Raw genomic sequence first — 17,462 nt, 5'->3', positions numbered from 1 at the left:
GTGTCCAGCTCCGACATCTTCATCGGCGAGACCATCGGTACCGCCATACTCATCCTCCTCGGCGGCGGCGTCTGTGCCGCCGTCACGCTGAAGGCCTCCAAGGCACGTAACGCCGGCTGGCTCGCCATCACCTTCGGGTGGGGCTTCGCGGTGCTCACGGCCGTCTACACCTCGGCACCGCTGTCCGGTGCCCATCTGAACCCGGCCGTCACCCTCGCGCTCGCGATCAAGGACGGCGACTGGAAGAACGTCCCGGTCTACTGGGCCGGCCAGGTCCTGGGTGCCATGATCGGCGCGGCCCTGGTCTGGATCGCTTACTACGGTCAGTTCCACGCGCACCTCACCGACCGCGAGATCGTCGGCGGCCCGGGCGCGCAGGACACCGCGGCCAAGGCCGTGGAAGCCCAGGAGAAGGGCGCCGGCCCCGTGCTGGGCGTCTTCTCCACCGGCCCCGAGGTCCGGGTCGCCTGGCAGAACGTCGCCACGGAGATCATCGGCACCGTGGTGCTGGTGCTCGCCGTGCTGACCCAGGGCCTGAACGACAAGGGCAACGGACTGGGCACCCTGGGCGCCCTGATCACCGCGCTCGTCGTGGTCTCCATCGGCCTGTCCCTCGGCGGCCCGACGGGTTACGCCATCAACCCGGCCCGTGACCTCGGTCCGCGCATCGTGCACGCCCTGCTGCCGCTGCCCAACAAGGGCGGCTCCGACTGGGGCTACGCCTGGGTCCCCGTGGTGGGTCCGCTGATCGGCGGCGCCATCGCGGCAGGCATCTACAACGTCGCATTCGCCTAGGAGCGATTCCCCGCCCCTGTCGGGAAACTTCCAGCACGCGCCGTACGTAAAGCCCCATAAACCCGGAATTACCAGGAGCACACAGTGACCGACGCGCACACCGCCGGCCCCTTCATCGCCGCCATCGACCAGGGCACCACCTCCAGCCGCTGCATCGTCTTCGACCGGGACGGCCGGATCGTCTCCGTCGACCAGAAGGAGCACGAGCAGATCTTCCCGAAGCCGGGCTGGGTCGAGCACAACGCCACCGAGATCTGGACCAACGTCCAGGAGGTCGTCGCCGGGGCCATCGCCAAGGCCGGCATCACCCGGGACGACATCAAGGCCATCGGCATCACCAACCAGCGCGAGACGACCGTGCTGTGGGACAAGAACACCGGCGAGCCCGTCCACAACGCCATCGTCTGGCAGGACACCCGCACCGACGCCCTCTGCCGCGAGCTCGGGCGCAATGTCGGCCAGGACCGCTTCCGCCGCGAGACGGGCCTGCCGCTGGCCTCCTACTTCGCCGGCCCCAAGGCCCGCTGGCTCCTCGACAACGTCGACGGGCTGAAGGAGCGCGCCGAGGCCGGCGACATCCTCTTCGGCACCATGGACACCTGGGTCATCTGGAACCTGACCGGCGGCACCGACGGCGGCAAGCACGTCACGGACGTCACCAACGCCTCGCGCACCATGCTCATGAACCTGCACACCATGCAGTGGGACGACAAGATCTGCGAGTCCATCGGCGTCCCGAAGCAGATCCTGCCCGAGATCCGCTCCTCCGCCGAGGTCTACGGCGAGATCACCGGCGGCAAGCTGGGCGACCTGCTCGGCGGCATCCCGGTCGCCTCCGCGCTCGGCGACCAGCAGGCGGCCCTGTTCGGCCAGACCTGTTTCGCCGAGGGCGAGACGAAGTCGACCTACGGCACCGGCACCTTCATGGTGATGAACACCGGTGACAAGATCATCAACTCCTACAGCGGCCTGCTGACCACCGTCGGCTACAAGATCGGCGACCAGAAGACGGTCTACGCCCTGGAGGGCTCGATCGCCGTCACCGGTTCGCTGGTGCAGTGGATGCGCGACCAGATGGGACTGATCTCCACCGCCGCCGAGATCGAGACGCTCGCCCTGTCGGTGGAGGACAACGGCGGCGCCTACTTCGTGCCGGCCTTCTCCGGCCTGTTCGCCCCGTACTGGCGCTCCGACGCCCGCGGTGTGATCGCCGGCCTCACCCGGTACGTCACCAAGGCGCACCTCGCGCGTGCCGTCCTGGAGGCGACCGCCTGGCAGACGCGGGAGATCGCCGACGCCATGACGAAGGACTCCGGCGTGGAGCTCGCCGCCCTGAAGGTCGACGGCGGCATGACCTCCAACAACCTGCTGATGCAGACCCTCGCGGACTTCGTGGACGCCCCCGTGGTGCGCCCGATGGTCGCCGAGACCACCTGCCTCGGCGCCGCCTACGCCGCCGGTCTCGCCGTCGGCTTCTGGAACAGCACCGACGACCTGCGCGCCAACTGGCGGCGGGCCGCCGAGTGGACCCCCCGCATGGACGCGGAGACCCGCGCCCGTGAGTACAAGAACTGGCTCAAGGCCGTCGAGCGGACCATGGGCTGGCTCGAGGACGAGGAGTAAGAAACAGCATGACCACCAAGTCCACCCTGCAGTCCGTGCCTGCCCTGGGGACGCACCCGGCCTCCGGCTCGAACCCGAGCCGAGCCGAGACCAGGGAGCAGCTCTCCAAGGCGTCGTACGACCTTCTCGTGATCGGCGGCGGCATCCTGGGCATCTCCACCGCCTGGCACGCCGCGCAGTCCGGCCTCAGGGTGGCTCTGGTGGACGCCGGCGACTTCGCCGGTGCCACGTCCTCCGCCTCCTCCAAGCTGCTCCACGGCGGCCTGCGCTACCTGCAGACCGGCGCGGTGAAGCTGGTGGCGGAGAACCACTTCGAGCGCCGTGCGGTCTCCCGTCAGGTGGCTCCCCACCTGGCGAACCCGCTCACGTTCTACCTCCCCGTGTACAAGGGCGGGCCGCACGGCGCGGCGAAGCTCGGCGCGGGCGTCTTCGCCTACTCCGCGCTCTCCGCGTTCGGCGACGGCGTGGGGCACCTGCTCTCGCCGGCCAAGGCCGCGCAGGACGTGCCCGAGCTGCGCACCGAGAACCTCAAGGCCGTGGCCGTCTACGGCGACGACCAGATGAACGACGCCCGTATGGCGCTGATGACGGTCCGCGGGGCCGTCGAGGCGGGCGCGGTCGTCCTCAACCACGCCGAGGTGACGGGCCTGCGCTTCACCCAGGGCCGTGTCACCGGCGCCGAACTGAAGGACCGCCTGTCCGGCGACGAGTTCGGCGTCAGCGCCCGGCTGGTACTGAACGCGACCGGCCCGTGGGTCGACCACCTGCGGAAGATGGAGGACCCGAACGCGGCGCCGTCCATCCGCCTGTCGAAGGGCGCGCACCTGGTTCTCAAGCGCACCTCCCCCTGGAAGGCCGCGCTCGCGACCCCGATCGACAAGTACCGCATCACCTTCGCCCTCCCCTGGGAGGACATGCTGCTGCTCGGCACCACCGACGAGGAGTTCGAGGGCGACCCGGCGGATGTGGCCGTCACCGAGAAGGACATAGCCCAGATCCTCGACGAAGCCGCCTTCTCGGTCCGCGACCAGCAGCTGGACCGTGACCTCATCACCTACGCCTTCGCGGGTCTGCGGGTGCTGCCGGGCGGCCCCGGCGACACCTCCAAGGCCAAGCGCGAGACGGTCGTGACCGAGGGCCGGGGCGGCATGCTGTCCGTCGCGGGCGGCAAGTGGACCACCTTCCGCCACATCGGCCGCACGATCATGAAGAAGCTGGAGGCGCTGCCGGGCCACCCGCTGGGCGACGACTTCGAGCCGATCAGCGCGCTGCCGAAGAAGCTGCCGCTGCCCGGCATCGCCAACCCGCGCGCGGTCGCCCACCGGCTGCTCACCGACCGGCCGGCCCCGGGCCCGCGCATGGCCGCCGACACGGCCAAGCACCTGGCCACGCACTACGGCTCGCTGGCCTTCGACATCGCCCGGCTGGCCAACGAGAGCCCCGAGCTCGCCGAGCGCGTCCACCCCGACGCCCCGGAGATCTGGGCGCAGGTCGTCTGGGCCCGGGACCACGAGTGGGCCGAGACGCAGGACGACGTGCTGCGCCGCCGTACGACGCTGACGATCCGGGGCCTGGCCACGGACGACGTCCGCGCCAAGGTGCAGGACCTGCTCGACAAGAAGTAGGCACGGGCACGGGGGACCCCGTTTCCGGAAGGGGCGGTTCCACGCCGACGGAGCCGCCCCTTCCGCGTTCCCGCGCCCGCATAATGACCTGATACGTCGGAGGTCTAAGCGCACAGGAGGCCGGCCATGGCAGTCACCGACGAGGCGATCGAGAAGATCAAGGGAATGATCGTCTCCGGCGCACTGCGCCCGGGCGACCGGCTGCCCAAGGAGAGCGAACTCGCCGCCGAGCTCGGGCTGTCCCGCAACTCCTTGCGGGAGGCGGTGCGCGCCCTGTCGCTGATCCGGATCCTGGACGTACGGCAGGGCGACGGCACGTACGTCACCAGCCTCGACCCGCAACTCCTGCTGGAGGCGCTGAGTTTCGTCGTCGACTTCCACCGCGACGACACCGTCCTGGAGTTCCTGGCCGTCCGCCGCATCCTGGAGCCGGCCGCGACCGCGATGGCGGCCGTGCGGATCAGCGAGCAGCAGCTGGACGCGCTGACGGCCCAGCTGGACAAGCTCGGCGAGACCCCGTCCGTGGAGGATCTGGTCGCCTGCGACCTGGAGTTCCACCGGGGCATCGTGCACAGCTCGGGCAACTCCGTGCTCTGTTCGCTGCTCGACGGTCTTTCGGGTCCCACCACCCGGGCCAGGATCTGGCGCGGTCTCACCCAGGAGGACGCCGTCGCCCGCACGCTGCGTGAACACCGGGCGATCCTCGCCGCCCTGCGCGACCGGGACGCCGAGGCGGCGCGCTCGTGGGCGACCGTGCACATCGCGAGCGTGGAGCAGTGGCTGCGCTCCACGCTGTGACCGGGGTTTCACGGACCGCTCGGATGAATGAGGGGTGTTCAGGGACGGATCGCGGGGCAGTGATGGGGGCACTCCCCCTGCAAGGGGGCTGCGGGCGCCCCCGCGGCACGCCGTAAGGTTGGGTGGTCAAGCGAGGGCACGTCGGAAGGAGGCGCTGGGTGATCGAGCTCGAGGGGGTTCCCGAGCTGATCGACCCGGTCATGGTGGCCGCGTTCGAGGGCTGGAACGATGCCGGCGACGCCGCCTCCACCGCGGTCGCGCATCTGGACAGGGAATGGAAGGGCGAGGTGTTCGCGGCGCTGGACGCCGAGGACTACTACGACTTCCAGGTCAACCGCCCCACGGTGTTCATGGAAGCGGGCGTCCGCAAGATCACCTGGCCCACGACCAGGCTGTCGGTGGTCCGGGTCGGCGGTGACAAGCCGCGGGATCTCGTCCTCGTGCGGGGCATCGAACCGTCCATGCGGTGGCGTTCGTTCTGCAACGAACTGCTCGGCTTCGCACACGAACTGGGTGTGGAACTGGTGGTCGTCCTGGGCGCCCTGCTCGGCGACACCCCGCACACCCGTCCGGTTCCGATCAGCGGCACGACGTCCGACCCGGACCTGGCGCGCCGCATGGACCTGGAGGAGACCAAGTACGAGGGCCCCACGGGCATCGTCGGCGTCCTCCAGGAAGCCTGCACGCACGCGGGCGTCCCGGCCGTCTCTCTGTGGGCGGCGGTGCCGCACTACGTGTCGCAGCCGCCGAACCCGAAGGCCACGCTGGCCCTCCTGAACCGCCTGGAGGACCTGATCGACGTGCGCATCCCGCTGGGCGAGCTGCCCGAGGACGCCCGCGCCTGGCAGGTGGGCGTGGACCAGCTGGCCGCCGAGGACAGCGAGGTCGCCGAGTACGTGCAGTCGCTGGAGGAGGCCCGGGACACCGCCGAGCTGCCGGAGGCGTCGGGCGAGGCGATCGCCCGGGAGTTCGAGCGCTATCTGCGGCGCCGTGACGGGGGCGGACCGCCCGCCCCCGGCGGCCACGCCACGGCGGACGGCAGCGACAGCACGTCATACCTGCGGGACAGCCCCGGCGGCCGCACCCGCCCGCCGAAGCCGCCCAAGCCGGGCACGGACGACGAGGAGTCGTCGGAGGACTGAGGCACGTCACGAACGCCAGAGGGGCGTCTCCCGGCCGGGAGACGCCCCTCTGCTCGCTTCTCGGCTTACAGGGCCACGCCCAGCAGCGCGTCCACGGCCCGGGAGACCACCCCGGGCGCGCCGATGTCCGTGCCGCCGCTCTGCTCCTGAAGCGCGACCCAGCGGTCGACCGCGGTGAGCGCGGCCGGGGCGTCCAGGTCGTCGGCGAGGGCCTCGCGCATCTCCTCGACGAGCGTTTCCGCGGCAGGCCCGTCGGGCCGGGACACGGCGGCCCGCCAGCGGCCGAGCCGTGCGACGGCGTCCTGGAGGACCTGGTCGGTCCACTCCCAGTCGGCGCGGTAGTGGTGCGCGAGCAGCGCGAGCCGGATGGCGGCCGGGTCGACGCCGTCGTGCCGCAGCCTGGAGACGAAGACCAGGTTGCCCTTGGACTTGGACATCTTCTCGCCGTGCAGGGCGACCATGCCGGCGTGCACATACGCCTTGGCCATGGGGAACTCGCCGGTGAGGGCCTGGGCGTGCGAGGCGCCCATCTCATGGTGCGGGAAGGCGAGGTCGGAGCCGCCGCCCTGGATGTCGAAGCCCATGCCGAGGTGGTCGAGGGCGATGGCCACGCACTCGATGTGCCAGCCGGGCCGGCCGCGTCCGAGCGATCCGCCGTCCCAGTTGGGCTCGCCCTCGCGGGCCGCCATCCACAGCATCGGGTCGAGCGGGTTCTTCTTGCCTGGGCGGTCCGGGTCGCCGCCGCGCTCGGCGGACAGCAGCCGCATCGCCGCGGCGTCGAGGTTCGAGACCTTGCCGAAGTGCGGGTCGGACTCCACGGAGAAGTAGACGTCCCCGTCGAGTTCATAGGCCGCGCCGGCGTCCCGGAGCCGCTCGACGAGCGGGACGATCCCCGGTATGGCCTCGACAGCGCCTATGTACTGCCGCGGCGGCAGCATCCGCAGGGCCGTCATGTCCTCGCGGAAGAGGGCCGTCTCCTTCTCGGCGAGCGCTGCCCAGTCGAGGCCGTCGCGCTGCGCCCGCTCCAGGAGCGGATCGTCGACGTCGGTGACGTTCTGGACGTAGTGAACCTGCCGCTTGGTGTCGAGCCACACGCGCTGCACGAGGTCGAACGCGTTGTAGGTCGCCGCGTGTCCCAGGTGCGTGGCGTCGTACGGGGTGATGCCGCAGACGTAGATACGGGCGACGGGACCGGGGGCGAGGGTGACGAGACCACCGGTCGCGGTGTCGTGGATCCTCAGGTCGCGGCCCTGACCAGGCAGGGCGGGGACCTCGGAAGCGGGCCAGGCATGCATGCCCTGAGCCTAACCGGACTGAAGTTCCATATACGAATGGGAGCGGGCCGGACGGCCGAGAAGGCGCTCTTGCGAAATCCGGGAGACTGTGGCGCTACACGGGTGGCCAGGGAATCGCCGGCCACTCACCGCTCGGCTCCGGGTGGGTCCCCGAGGCGAGCAGTGCGCCGACTCGCGCGCGGGTGGCGTCGATCTCGGCGCCGGTGATCAGCGGTGCGAGCCGCGCGGTGAGCGTCCCGCCCTCCGCCAACCCCTTCCTGAGGCCTTCGAGGACGTCCACGGCCTCCTGGGTGAGGGGCTCCCCCGCCCACCCCCACAGCAGCGTCCGCAGCTTGTTCTCGGCGTTGAACGTGACCCCGTGGTCGATCCCGTACAGCCGCCCCGCACCGGTGGGCAGCAGGTGACCGCCCTTGCGGTCGGCGTTGTTGATCACCGCGTCGAGGACCGCGAGCCGCCGCAGCCGCTCGTCGTCGGCGTGCACGAGCAGCGCGGTGCGTCCCTCGCCGACCTCGGCGAAGCCGATCGCCTTCCAGCCGGGCCCGGGTTCCTCGCCGTCGACCAGGGCGAGCAGTTCCGCCTCGGGCGTCACCTCGACCCACAGCTGGCACATGCCCTCGCCGTAGGGGCCCTCGCGCAGCACGGTGGGCGGCACGAGGCCCCAGCCGGTCGCCTCGGAGACCTCGTACGCGGCGACCTCGCGCTGGGCCAACGTCCCGTCGGGGAAGTCCCACAGGGGCCTTTCCCCCGCGACCGGCTTGTAGATGCAGGCCGCGTCCCGGCCGTCGTACGACACCGTGCAGTACAGGGCCGCGTTGGAGGCCTCACGGATGCGTCCGCGGACGGTCAGTTCGCCCCGGGCGAGCAGCTCGGCGGCGTCCGGTGGGGGCGTCACGCTCCGCGGCGGTATCCGTTCTGGCGCGGACATACGTGTCCTTCCGGGTCGAGCGGGAGGCTGCACAACGGGCACGGCGGCCGCCCGGCGTTGACGACGTCGAGGGCGCGCTTGGCGAAGGCCCTGGCCTGCGCGCCGGTGAGCCGGACCCGCAGCATCGGGGGCCCGTTCTCCTCGTCCTGGAGCAGCCGCTCCTCGGCCTCGGCGAGGTCCTCCTCGGATTCCGCGTCGAGCTCCACGAGCGCCTGCGCCTCGACGATCATGAGCTGCTCGTCGCCGTCCCAGGCGAGCGCCATGGTGCCGACCCGGAACTCCTCCTCGATGGGGGTGTCCAGCGGGGCGGTGTCGGTGTCCGAGGGTGCGACCGCGGGAACGTGGGCGCTGCCGCCGCTACGGCGTACGACCTCGTCGAGCAGTTCGTCCATGCGTTCGGCGAGCGCTGCGACCTGGGTCTTCTCCAGGGCCACGCTGGTCACCCGGGAGCCGGCGGAGGCCTGGAGGAAGAACGAACGGCGCCCGGGCAGTCCGACCGTACCGGCCACGAAACGCTCCGGATGGTCGTAGAGGAACACCTGACGGGACACGTCCTGTCTCCATTGGAATCGTGGGAGCCGTGTGAGCACGGCACTGCTGCGACCGCTTCACCCTACTGCGGCGAACGATCACGGTGCGCCCGCACCACCCCCGACTTCGGCCTCGCCGCCCGGCGGTTCCTCGCGCGGCGCCAGGGACGTGAAGTCGCCGGTGTCGCCGAGCCGGACGAGAAACGGCCGCAGTCGTGTGTAGCGGATCGCGGTGATGGAACACGGTTCGACGGAAATCCGCTGGAAGAGGTCCAGGTGAAGTCCGAGTGCGTCGGCGACCAGCGACTTGATGATGTCGCCGTGCGAACACATGAGGTAGACGGCGTCGGCGCCGTGGTCACGCTCCACGCGCGCGTTCCACTCGCGTACGGCCTCGGCCGCACGCGTCTGCATGGCCCGCATGGACTCCCCGCCGGGGAACGCCGCCGCGGAGGGGTGCGCCTGCACCACCTCCATCAGGGGTTCGTCCTTGAGCTCGGCGAGCTTGCGTCCGGACCAGTCGCCGTAGTGGCACTCGCCGATGCGCTCGTCGGTGTGCGGGCTCAGGTCCGGCCGGGCGTCGAGCAGCGGCCGGAGCGTTTCCTGGCAGCGCTGGAGCGGGCTGGTGACGATTTCGGCGAGGGGCAGTTCGGCCAGCCGCCCGGGAAGCGCGGCGGCCTGCGCGGCGCCGCGCTCGTCGAGGGCCACGCCGGGCGTCCAGCCGGCGAGCAGTCCCTCGGTGTTGGCGGTGGAGCGTCCGTGCCTGACCAGGATCAGCGTGGGCATGCGCTCCAGCGTAGGCGCACGCGCGCGTGCGGTGTCGTTCGAGTGACGGGAGACTCGCTTCGTGATCGTCGACTGTGCCATCTACCGCGACGGACAGCGGACGGAAGGGCCCGAGGACCTCTCCGACGCCCTGGGTGAGGCCCGCACGGCGGGCGGATTCGTGTGGATCGGGCTCCACGAGCCGACGGAGGGCGAATTCGACCATGTGACCCAGGAATTCGGGCTGCACCCGCTGGCCGTCGAGGACGCCCTCAAGGCCCACCAGCGGCCCAAGCTGGAGGTGTACGACGACTCGCTCTTCGTGGTGCTCAAGCCGGTGGCGTACGAGCCGCAGAGCGACACCGTGTCCTCCGGCGAGATCATGATCTTCCTGGGCGACTCGTTCGTCGTGACCGTCCGGCACGGCGAGGGCTCCCCGCTCAAGGCGGTGCGCCATCGGCTGGAGCAGGAGCCGGACCTGCTCGTCAAAGGCCCCACGGCCGTGCTGTACGCGGTCGCCGACGCGACCGTCGACCACTACCTGGACGTGGCGACCGAATTGCAGACCGACCTTGAGGGTCTGGAGGCGGAGGTGTTCTCGCCGGACGGCGGGGGCTCACGGAACACGGCGTCCCGGATCTACGACTTCAAGCGGCAGGTCCTGGAGTTCCGCCGGGCGACCGGGCCGCTGGCCCCGCCGATGAGCCGGCTGGCGGGCACGGCGTCGGCCGGTGTGACCGTGCCGTTCGTGGACGACCGGGCCCGGCCGTTCTTCCGCGACGTCAACGACCACCTCACGCGCGTCAACGACTCCGTGGAGAACCTGGACCGGCTGGTGTCGGACATCCTCTCGGCGCATCTGGCGCAGATGAGCGTCCGGCAGAACGACGACATGCGGAAGATCTCCGCGTGGGCGGCCATGGCCGCGATCCCCACGATGATCGCGGGGATCTACGGCATGAACTTCGATCACATGCCCGAGCTGCGCTGGGTCTGGTCCTATCCGGCACTGCTCGTCGTGATGGCCGTCCTGGAGATGCTGGTCTTCCGGCTGTTCAAGCGCCGCGGGTGGTTGTAGCCGGGCCGGCTCAGGCGAACTCGGGTTCCGGGGTGGCGGGGCCGCCGAGGGCGTTGCGGCGCTCGGGCATCTCCAGCGACACCATCCGCCGCCAGCCGCCCAAGCGTTCGTACGCGTACATCGCGTGGATGCCCGCCGCGAGCACCGCCGACTTGGCCCTGGACCAGCCGAGGATGCGGCCCATGTGCGCCATGACGGCGAGGCTGACGTCCCGGTAGATCCGGATCTCGGCGAGCGCGCACTCGCGCAGGGTGCGCTGGATGGCCCGGCCGTGCCCGGCGTAGGCGAAGCGCAGCAGTTCCTCGTGGCAGTAGGCGAGGTGGTTGTCCTCGTCGTTGGAGATCTGCCTGACCGCGCGGCCGATGACGGGGTGGTCGGCGAAGTGCTTGCGGAGCAGGTCCATCTGCTCGGAGGCGCGCTGCTCGGTGACCCTGCTGTGCGAGAGGTAGGTGACGATGTCCTGGACCGTGAGCCGCTCGTCGCGCTTCAGCCGCTCGTGCGCGAGGCCGATGCCGTTCTTCTCCAGGAGCATGGTGTAGTCGGTCTCCGGCGGGACCGGGACGGGGTCGAGGCCCCGCTTCTTCATCAGGGCGCCGAAGATCCGGCCGTGCTTGTCCTCGTCGGCGCCGTGCCGGCTGATCTTGGGCACGAGTTCCCGCTCGGTTTCGGGCACGAGCGCGGCGATACGGGCGTTCTCCCAGCCGCCCTGGGACTCGCCGCTCGCGGCGATGGAGCAGAACAGGGCGAAGGACTCGTCGTTGTCGAGGATCTCCTGGAACAGACTCTTGGCCGAAAGCATCGTGGGCACCTCTCCCGCGCGCGTGGGCGTAGTGCGGCATTGCGCACAATTCCGCAGGGTTCCGCGAAGAACGAGTCAAGTGCGGGGTGGAGGGCGCTGCAACAGATGTGAGGGACGACTCCGCCGAATGGAGGACACGCGGGGATCTGCGCCGGGCCCGGCCGGGACGCTGTGCCGTAACCACCGGCGGCCCGGCGCGTTGTTCCGCGTGACGGCCGTGGCGGGGTGGACCCCCGAGCCCCCACCACGGCCGCTGAAAGCTCTAGGCGAGCCCGGCGCGCTCCAGGGCCTCCGTCCCGGCCCTCAGGGAGGCGAGCCGCTCGTCGAGCGTGAAGCCCGCCGGCGCGAGGGACAGGGTGGTGACCCCGGCCGCGGCGTAGGCCTTCATCCGGTCCGCGATGCGGTCCACGGAACCGAGCAGGGTCGTCTTGTCGATCAGGTCGTGCGGCACGGCGGCCGCGGCGCCCTGCTTGTCGCCGGAGAGGTACTTGCTCTGGATCTCGGCGGCTTCCTGCTCGTAGCCCATGCGCCGGGCGAGCTGGTTGTAGAAGTTCTGCTTGGGGCTGCCCATGCCGCCGACGTACAGCGCGGTGTAGGGGCGGAAGGTGTCGGCGAGCGCGGCCACGTCCTTGTCGTCGCCGACGGCGAGCGGCAGGGTCGGGCAGACGTCGAACCCGTCGAGGGTCTTGCCGGCCTTCTCGCGCCCGGCGCGCAGGTGCGTGATCGTCGTGTCCTCGAGGTGCTCGGCGGACGGGAAGATCAGCAGGGCGCCGTCGGCGATCTCGCCGGTCTGCTCGAGGTTCTTCGGGCCGATCGCGGCGATGTACAGCGGGATGTGCTCGCGCTGCGGGTGCACGGTCAGCTTGATCGGCTTGCCCGGGCCGCCGGGCAGGGGCAGCGTCCAGTGCTGTCCCTCGTAGGACAGGCGCTCGCGGGTCATGGCCTTGCGGACGATCTCGACGTACTCGCGGGTGCGGGCGAGCGGCTTGTCGAACTTGACGCCGTACCAGCCCTCGGAGACCTGCGGGCCCGAGACACCGAGGCCGAGGCGGAAGCGGCCGCCGGAGAGGGAGTCGAGGGTGGCGGCCGTCATGGCCGTCATGGCGGGCTGGCGGGCCGGGATCTGGAAGATGGCGGAGCCGACGTCGATGCGCTCGGTCTGGGCGGCGACCCAGCTCAGTACGGTGGCGGCGTCGGAGCCGTAGGCCTCGGCGGCCCAGCAGACGGCGTATCCGAGCCGGTCGGCCTCCTGGGCGACGGCCAGATTGTCCGCGTCCATTCCGGCACCCCAGTAGCCGAGGTTGATACCGAGCTGCATGCCGATTCCCCTTACTGATCAGTAACGTGCCTGTGCGGGCACCTTAGCGCGGGGGCGGGGGCGGGGTACACGGGTCATAGTCGCCCCGTCGTTTAGATGCGTGAACAGAAATCATGGACGCGACCATTGACGCGTCCACGGCACATTCGTACGTTCGCTGGAAAGCGCTTTCCATCACCCACCGTCAGCGGACGTACGGAGAGGCAACGATGAAGCGAGCACTCCCCCTGAGACTGCACGCGGCACTGGCCACGATGGCCCTCGCCGCCGCGACCGGCACGCTCGTGTCGATGCCCGAGGCATCGGCGGCGACCGGCAGCGCCACCGGCTACGCGACCCAGAACGGCGGTACCACCGGCGGCGCCGGAGGCCGGACGGTCCGGGCGACGACGGGAACGGCGATCCACCAGGCCCTGTGCGGCCGGGCCAGCACCAGCACCCCGATCATCATCGAGGTCACGGGGACCATCGACCACGGCAACACCAAGAAGGTGTCCGGCGGCAGCTGCGACACCGCCGACGGCGTGATCGAGCTCAAGAAGGTCAGCAACGTGACCCTCGTCGGAGTCGGCAGTGGTGCCGTCTTCGATCAACTGGGCATCCACATCCGCGAATCGAAGAACATCATCGTCCAGAACGTGACCGTCCGGAACGTCAAGAAGTCGGGCTCCCCCACGTCCAACGGCGGCGACGCCATCGGCGTCGAGCGCAACGTCCGCAACGTCTGGATCGATCACACCACCCTGGAGGCGTCGGGCGGCGAGTCGGAGGGCTTCGACGGCCTGTTCGACCTCAAGGAAAACACCCAGTACGTGACCCTGTCCTACAGCGTCCTGCGCAACTCCGGCCGCGGCGGCCTCGTCGGGAACAGCGAGAGCGACCGGTCGAACGGCTTCATCACCTACCACCACAACCGGTACGAGAACATCGACTCCCGCGCCCCGCTGCTGCGTGGCGGCATCGCGCACCTCTACAACAACCACTACGTGCGCCTCAACGAGTCCGGCATCAACTCCCGGGCCGGCGCCCGCGCCAAGGTGGACAACAACTACTTCGAGGACTCCAAGGACGTCCTGGGCACCTTCTACACCGACGAGGCCGGCTACTGGCAGGTCGGGGGCAACGTCTTCGACAACGTGACCTGGTCCCGCCCCGGCAGCGAGAACCATCCGGCCGGCCCCGACCCGAAGTCGAACACCACCGTCGGCATCCCCTACTCGTTCAGCCCGGACGCCGCCACCTGTGTGCCGGCCGTGGTGAACCGAACGGCGGGCGCCGGCAAGGGCCTGGAGGTGTCGGACGGCACGTGCTGACAATCGGTGGTCCGCAGCCACCCACACGGTAGGTTCTGGCCAGTAATCTCGGCGTTCATGGAGCAGAGGCATCTCGGCCGCACCGGCCTTCGTGTGTCCCGGATCGGGCTCGGCACCCTGACCTGGGGGCGGGACACCGACGAGCATGACGCCGCGGACCTCATGAAGACGTTCTGGGAAGCGGGCGGGACCCTCGTCGACACCGCGGACGTGTACGGCGACGGTGAGGCCGAGTACCTGCTCGGCAGGCTCATGGACGGCCTGGTGCCCCGCCGTGACCTGGTCATCTCGACCAAGGCCGGCAGCGTGCCGGACCCCGACCGCCGTTTCGACGGCTCCCGCGGCCATCTGCTCTCGGCGCTGGACGGCTCGCTCTCCCGGCTCGGCACCGACCACGTCGACCTGTGGCACGTGCACGCGTACGACCCGGACACCCCGCTGGAGGAGACGCTCCAGGCCCTCGACCTCGCGGTCTCCAGCGGGCGTGCCCGCTATGCCGCCGTCTCCAACTTCTGCGGCTGGCAGCTGGCCAAGGCCGCGGCCTGGCAGCTGGCGGCCCCCGGCGCCCGGACCCGGCTCGCCGGTACGCAGCTGGAGTACTCCCTGCTCCAGCGCGGTGTCGAGCGCGAGGTGCTGCCGGCCGCGCTCGACCTGGGCATAGGCCTGCTGCCGTCCTCGCCGCTCGGGCGCGGGGTGCTGACGGGCAAGTACCGGGGCGACACGGTGCCGCCGGACTCGCGCGCCGCCTCGGAGCACCTCGCGCCGTTCGTCGCGCCGTACCTCGACGACACGGCGGGCCGCATCGTGGACGCCGTGGCGACCGCGGCCGACGGGCTGGCGGTGACGCCGCTCCAGGTGGCCCTGGCGTGGGTCCGCGACCGGCCGGGGGTGGCCGCCCCGATCGTCGGCGCGCGCAACGCGCAGCAGCTCACGGCGGCGTTGTCAGTGGAGACCCTTAGTCTTCCTGACGAGATCTGCCGGGCGCTCGACGATGTGTCGGCGCCCGTGCACCGCTATCCCGATCACGACTGGAGCACGCTGTGAGCACGGAGCCCGAGACCACGGAGGACGCCGAGCCGGGGACGCCGGGCGCCGAAAGCACACCGGCCGGTGCGGCCGAGACCGACAGTGGTGCAGGCGGCGCCGGACAGGGGCCCGGCACCGAGGGCGCTGACGCGGACGCCGAAGGTGCTGACGCGAGCGCAGAGGGTGCTGACGCGGGCGCCGAAGGTGCTGAAGCCGGTGCCGGGCAGGTGTCCGAGGCCGAGGCCGAGCTGCGGGCCCAGCAGGCCGAGCGGGAGCGCATCGAGCAGCGCAAGGCGGGGAAGACGGCGCCGATCGAGAGCGGCACCAAGCTGAGCGGCAAGGCCGCCGATCTGCTCGCGGCCGTACGGGCCGTCGAGAGCGGCGAGAAGCCGGTGGCCACGGTGTTCGAAGAACCCCGGCCCGCCCCCCGCCGCTCCGCCCCCGAGCCGCAACGGCGGCCGCAGCCGGTGGCGCCCGAGCCCGTCGCCGCCTCGGCGGCCCCCGCGCCGGGGGCGGTACAGGCCGTGCGGCAGGTACTCGTCGAGGGCGGCGCCCCGGAGGTGCTCGCACCGCAGATCGTCGCCGCACTCGGCGAGGGTGCGGACGAGCAGCTGCGCGCCGACCCCTGGCAGTTGCTGCGGATCCCCGGCGTGCGGCCCGAGCAGGCCGACGGTTTCGCGCGGGCCCTGCTCGGCGCCGAGTGCGGCCCGGACGACGAGCGGCGCGGCCGGGCCGTCACCGGCTGGCTCCTGGAGCAGGCGGCGCTGGCCGGGCACACCGCCCTGGAGATGCCGGCGCTCCTCGCGGCCCTGGCCCAGCGGGGCGTGCCGGAGCCCGACAGTGCCGTGCAGGACGCGATCGCGGAGGGGGAGGCGCTGGTCTTCCAGGACGCCCTGGAGGACACAACCGGTGCCCCGGCCCGGAGCGACGAGGAAGGCGCCGAGGAGGACGAGGAGCGTCCGGTCCGTGTCCTGGTCGGGCTGGAGCGGTACGCGCTGGCGGAGGAGAGCCTGGCCGACGGGCTGGCCCGGCTGGTCAACTCGGTGCCCAAGCAGGACGGTTCGGCCGAGGACTGGGAGCGGGCCGCCGCCGCGGTCCAGGGGTCGGCGGCCGAGCTGATCCGCGCGGTCGCCGGTCAGGGCCTGGTGCTGCACACCGGCGGCGAGGCGTCCCTGGCGGAGCCCGCGGCCCTGCTGAACGCCGCGCGGTCCCTCGGGCTGCGGGCCTGGGCGGCCACGCACGGCCCGATCGGCCGCAACCGTTTCGCGCATCTGCTGCGGCGGTCCGGCCAGGCAGCGGACGTCCCCGGGCAAGCGGACGAGACACCCGACGGCTCCCCCGTCGTCACCGTCTCCGGGCTGCTCGCCGGCCTCGAAGGGCCCGGCCGGGACACGGACGGGGCCCTCGACCTCGATCTGCTCGTCGTGCTCGACGCACCGCAGCTGGATGTCGAGACGGCGGCTCTGCTGACGGAGTCCCTGCCGGACGGGGCGCGGCTGGTCCTGGCCGGGGACCCGGCGGTGCTGTGGTCCGTGGGGCCGGGCCGGGTGTTCGCGGATCTGCTCGCTGCGCGGATCTGCCCCCAAGTGGCCTCGCGTCGGCCGGATCCGGGGCCACTGGGCGAGCTGGTCTCCGGCATCGGCATCGGCGAGCTGAACCAGGTCGAGGCCCCCGGCAAGGAGGTCGTGATCGTGCCGGTGCGCGACGCGGGCGAGGCCGTGCACCGGACGGTGCAGCTCGTGGTGGACTCGGTGCCACGGGCGATCGGTGTACCGGCCGAGGACACCCAGGTGATCACGCCGGGGCACGGCGGCGCCGTGGGGACGCGTGCGCTGAACGCGGCGCTGAAGGAACGGCTCAACCCGGGCCCGGGCCGCTTCGGCGGCTTCGACCCCGGTGACCGGATCGTCTACTCGCCCGTGCCGGGGCGTGCGCTGCCGGGCCGTGTGGTGAAGGCGGACGCCGAGGGGCTGCACCTGTCGTGTGAGGGCGAGGCCGTCGTCGTGCCGAAGGAGCGGGTGGAGCAGTTGGTGCGGCACGGGTGGGCGCTGACCGCACACCAGGCGGTGGGGAGCCGGTGGCCCGCGGTGGTCGTGGTGCTGCCCGGCGATGCGGCGCAGGCGCTCAGCCGGCCGTGGGTGTACACGGCGTTCGGGCGGGCCGACCGGCATCTGTCCGTGGTGCACGGCGTGGAACAGGCACTCCCCCGGGCTGTGGCCGAGGTTCCGGCGAAGCCGCGGACGACCCGGCTCCCGGTGCTGCTCGCGCCGCAGATCAGCGCCGCGTGACGGGGGTGGGGGGGGGGGGGGGGGGGGGGGGGGGGCCCCCCCCCCCGGGGGGCGGGGGGGGGGGGGGGCGGGGGGGGGGGGGCGCCCGGGGGGGGGGGGGGGGGGGGGGGGGGGCCGCGGGGGGGGGGGCGGGGCGGGGGCC

The 17,462-nt window shown here is 71.6% G+C and carries 14 protein-coding genes and 1 pseudogene; 9 read left to right on the top strand and 6 right to left on the bottom strand.

What is annotated here, in order from left to right; all coding sequences use genetic code 11:
- The 5 genes from ACIRDU_RS31965 (at position 1) to ACIRDU_RS31945 (ending at position 5,983) form a co-directional block, all read left to right on the top strand.
- On the top strand, positions 1 to 795 hold the full coding sequence (locus tag ACIRDU_RS31965; protein ID WP_403586008.1) for an MIP/aquaporin family protein: 795 nt from the start codon (positions 1 to 3) through the stop codon (positions 793 to 795).
- Between the two features lie 84 nt (positions 796 to 879).
- Entirely contained in the window at positions 880 to 2,418 is a 1,539-nt protein-coding gene (gene glpK, locus ACIRDU_RS31960; RefSeq protein ID WP_403586006.1) for a glycerol kinase GlpK, read from the top strand.
- Positions 2,419 to 2,426: 8 nt separating this feature from the next.
- The gene (locus tag ACIRDU_RS31955; protein ID WP_403586004.1) at positions 2,427 to 4,043 is read left to right on the top strand and encodes an FAD-dependent oxidoreductase; all 1,617 of its coding nucleotides are present in this window, start codon (positions 2,427 to 2,429) and stop codon (positions 4,041 to 4,043) included.
- A gap of 126 nt (positions 4,044 to 4,169) precedes the next feature.
- Positions 4,170 to 4,841 carry a FadR/GntR family transcriptional regulator gene (locus ACIRDU_RS31950; RefSeq protein WP_403586001.1) on the top strand — a complete coding sequence of 224 codons (672 nt, stop codon included), beginning with the start codon at positions 4,170 to 4,172 and terminating at the stop codon, positions 4,839 to 4,841.
- Positions 4,842 to 4,999: 158 nt separating this feature from the next.
- A complete protein-coding gene (locus ACIRDU_RS31945; RefSeq protein ID WP_403585998.1) occupies positions 5,000 to 5,983 on the top strand; it encodes a PAC2 family protein in 984 nt (327 codons plus the stop codon).
- Between the two features lie 65 nt (positions 5,984 to 6,048).
- Here ACIRDU_RS31945 and mshC read toward each other — a convergent pair whose 3' ends face one another.
- The 4 genes from mshC to ACIRDU_RS31925 all read right to left on the bottom strand — a co-directional run bounded on the left by mshC (position 6,049) and on the right by ACIRDU_RS31925 (position 9,519).
- On the bottom strand, positions 6,049 to 7,278 hold the full coding sequence (gene mshC, locus ACIRDU_RS31940; RefSeq protein WP_403585996.1) for a cysteine--1-D-myo-inosityl 2-amino-2-deoxy-alpha-D-glucopyranoside ligase: 1,230 nt from the start codon (positions 7,276 to 7,278) through the stop codon (positions 6,049 to 6,051).
- Between the two features lie 94 nt (positions 7,279 to 7,372).
- Positions 7,373 to 8,203 carry an SCO1664 family protein gene (locus ACIRDU_RS31935; RefSeq protein ID WP_403585993.1) on the bottom strand — a complete coding sequence of 277 codons (831 nt, stop codon included), beginning with the start codon at positions 8,201 to 8,203 and terminating at the stop codon, positions 7,373 to 7,375.
- Positions 8,167 to 8,754, bottom strand: a complete 588-nt coding sequence (locus ACIRDU_RS31930) for a DUF3090 domain-containing protein (RefSeq protein ID WP_033311881.1) — start codon at positions 8,752 to 8,754, stop codon at positions 8,167 to 8,169. The genes ACIRDU_RS31935 and ACIRDU_RS31930 overlap by 37 nt, the downstream gene beginning before the upstream one ends.
- 78 nt (positions 8,755 to 8,832) lie before the next feature.
- Complete coding sequence (locus tag ACIRDU_RS31925; protein ID WP_403585991.1) at positions 8,833 to 9,519, bottom strand: histidine phosphatase family protein; 687 nt, start codon at positions 9,517 to 9,519, stop codon at positions 8,833 to 8,835.
- Positions 9,520 to 9,580: 61 nt separating this feature from the next.
- Here ACIRDU_RS31925 and corA point away from each other — a divergent pair, with 61 nt between their 5' ends.
- Positions 9,581 to 10,576, top strand: coding sequence for a magnesium/cobalt transporter CorA (gene corA, locus ACIRDU_RS31920; protein WP_403585988.1), 996 nt, complete (start codon positions 9,581 to 9,583; stop codon positions 10,574 to 10,576).
- Between the two features lie 10 nt (positions 10,577 to 10,586).
- On the opposite strand, the gene ACIRDU_RS31915 is transcribed toward corA, so the two are convergent.
- Positions 10,587 to 11,375, bottom strand: a complete 789-nt coding sequence (locus tag ACIRDU_RS31915) for a ferritin-like domain-containing protein (protein ID WP_403585985.1) — start codon at positions 11,373 to 11,375, stop codon at positions 10,587 to 10,589.
- A gap of 262 nt (positions 11,376 to 11,637) precedes the next feature.
- A complete protein-coding gene (locus ACIRDU_RS31910) occupies positions 11,638 to 12,693 on the bottom strand; it encodes an LLM class F420-dependent oxidoreductase (RefSeq protein ID WP_362048448.1) in 1,056 nt (351 codons plus the stop codon).
- Positions 12,694 to 12,902: 209 nt separating this feature from the next.
- Here ACIRDU_RS31910 and ACIRDU_RS31905 point away from each other — a divergent pair.
- The 3 genes and pseudogenes from ACIRDU_RS31905 to ACIRDU_RS31895 all read left to right on the top strand — a co-directional run.
- Positions 12,903 to 14,003 (top strand): annotated as a pseudogene (locus ACIRDU_RS31905) (polysaccharide lyase family 1 protein); the annotation flags it as partial.
- Positions 14,004 to 14,063: 60 nt separating this feature from the next.
- The gene (locus ACIRDU_RS31900; protein WP_403585982.1) at positions 14,064 to 15,050 is read left to right on the top strand and encodes an aldo/keto reductase; all 987 of its coding nucleotides are present in this window, start codon (positions 14,064 to 14,066) and stop codon (positions 15,048 to 15,050) included.
- Entirely contained in the window at positions 15,047 to 17,320 is a 2,274-nt protein-coding gene (locus tag ACIRDU_RS31895; protein ID WP_403585979.1) for a helix-hairpin-helix domain-containing protein, read from the top strand. The genes ACIRDU_RS31900 and ACIRDU_RS31895 overlap by 4 nt, the downstream gene beginning before the upstream one ends.
- Positions 17,321 to 17,462 lie beyond the last annotated feature (142 nt).

The organism is Streptomyces sp. NPDC093598 (assembly GCF_044764825.1).
Taxonomy (GTDB): Bacteria; Actinomycetota; Actinomycetes; order Streptomycetales; family Streptomycetaceae; genus Streptomyces.
The sequence above is the reverse complement of the archived record's forward strand: the minus strand, read 5'-3'. Positions and strand labels throughout refer to the sequence as shown.

Bases quoted from the DNA above. Each gene is read 5' to 3' on its own strand.
- ACIRDU_RS31955 (WP_403586004.1), top strand. From the start codon at position 2,427: ATGACCACCAAGTCCACCCTGCAGTCCGTGCCTGCCCTGGGGACGCAC.
- ACIRDU_RS31950 (WP_403586001.1), top strand. From the start codon at position 4,170: ATGGCAGTCACCGACGAGGCGATCGAGAAGATCAAGGGAATGATCGTC.
- ACIRDU_RS31935 (WP_403585993.1), bottom strand. From the start codon at position 8,203: ATGTCCGCGCCAGAACGGATACCGCCGCGGAGCGTGACGCCCCCACCG.
- mshC (WP_403585996.1), bottom strand. From the start codon at position 7,278: ATGCATGCCTGGCCCGCTTCCGAGGTCCCCGCCCTGCCTGGTCAGGGC.
- ACIRDU_RS31915 (WP_403585985.1), bottom strand. From the start codon at position 11,375: ATGCTTTCGGCCAAGAGTCTGTTCCAGGAGATCCTCGACAACGACGAG.
- ACIRDU_RS31925 (WP_403585991.1), bottom strand. From the start codon at position 9,519: ATGCCCACGCTGATCCTGGTCAGGCACGGACGCTCCACCGCCAACACC.
- ACIRDU_RS31900 (WP_403585982.1), top strand. From the start codon at position 14,064: ATGGAGCAGAGGCATCTCGGCCGCACCGGCCTTCGTGTGTCCCGGATC.
- ACIRDU_RS31910 (WP_362048448.1), bottom strand. From the start codon at position 12,693: ATGCAGCTCGGTATCAACCTCGGCTACTGGGGTGCCGGAATGGACGCG.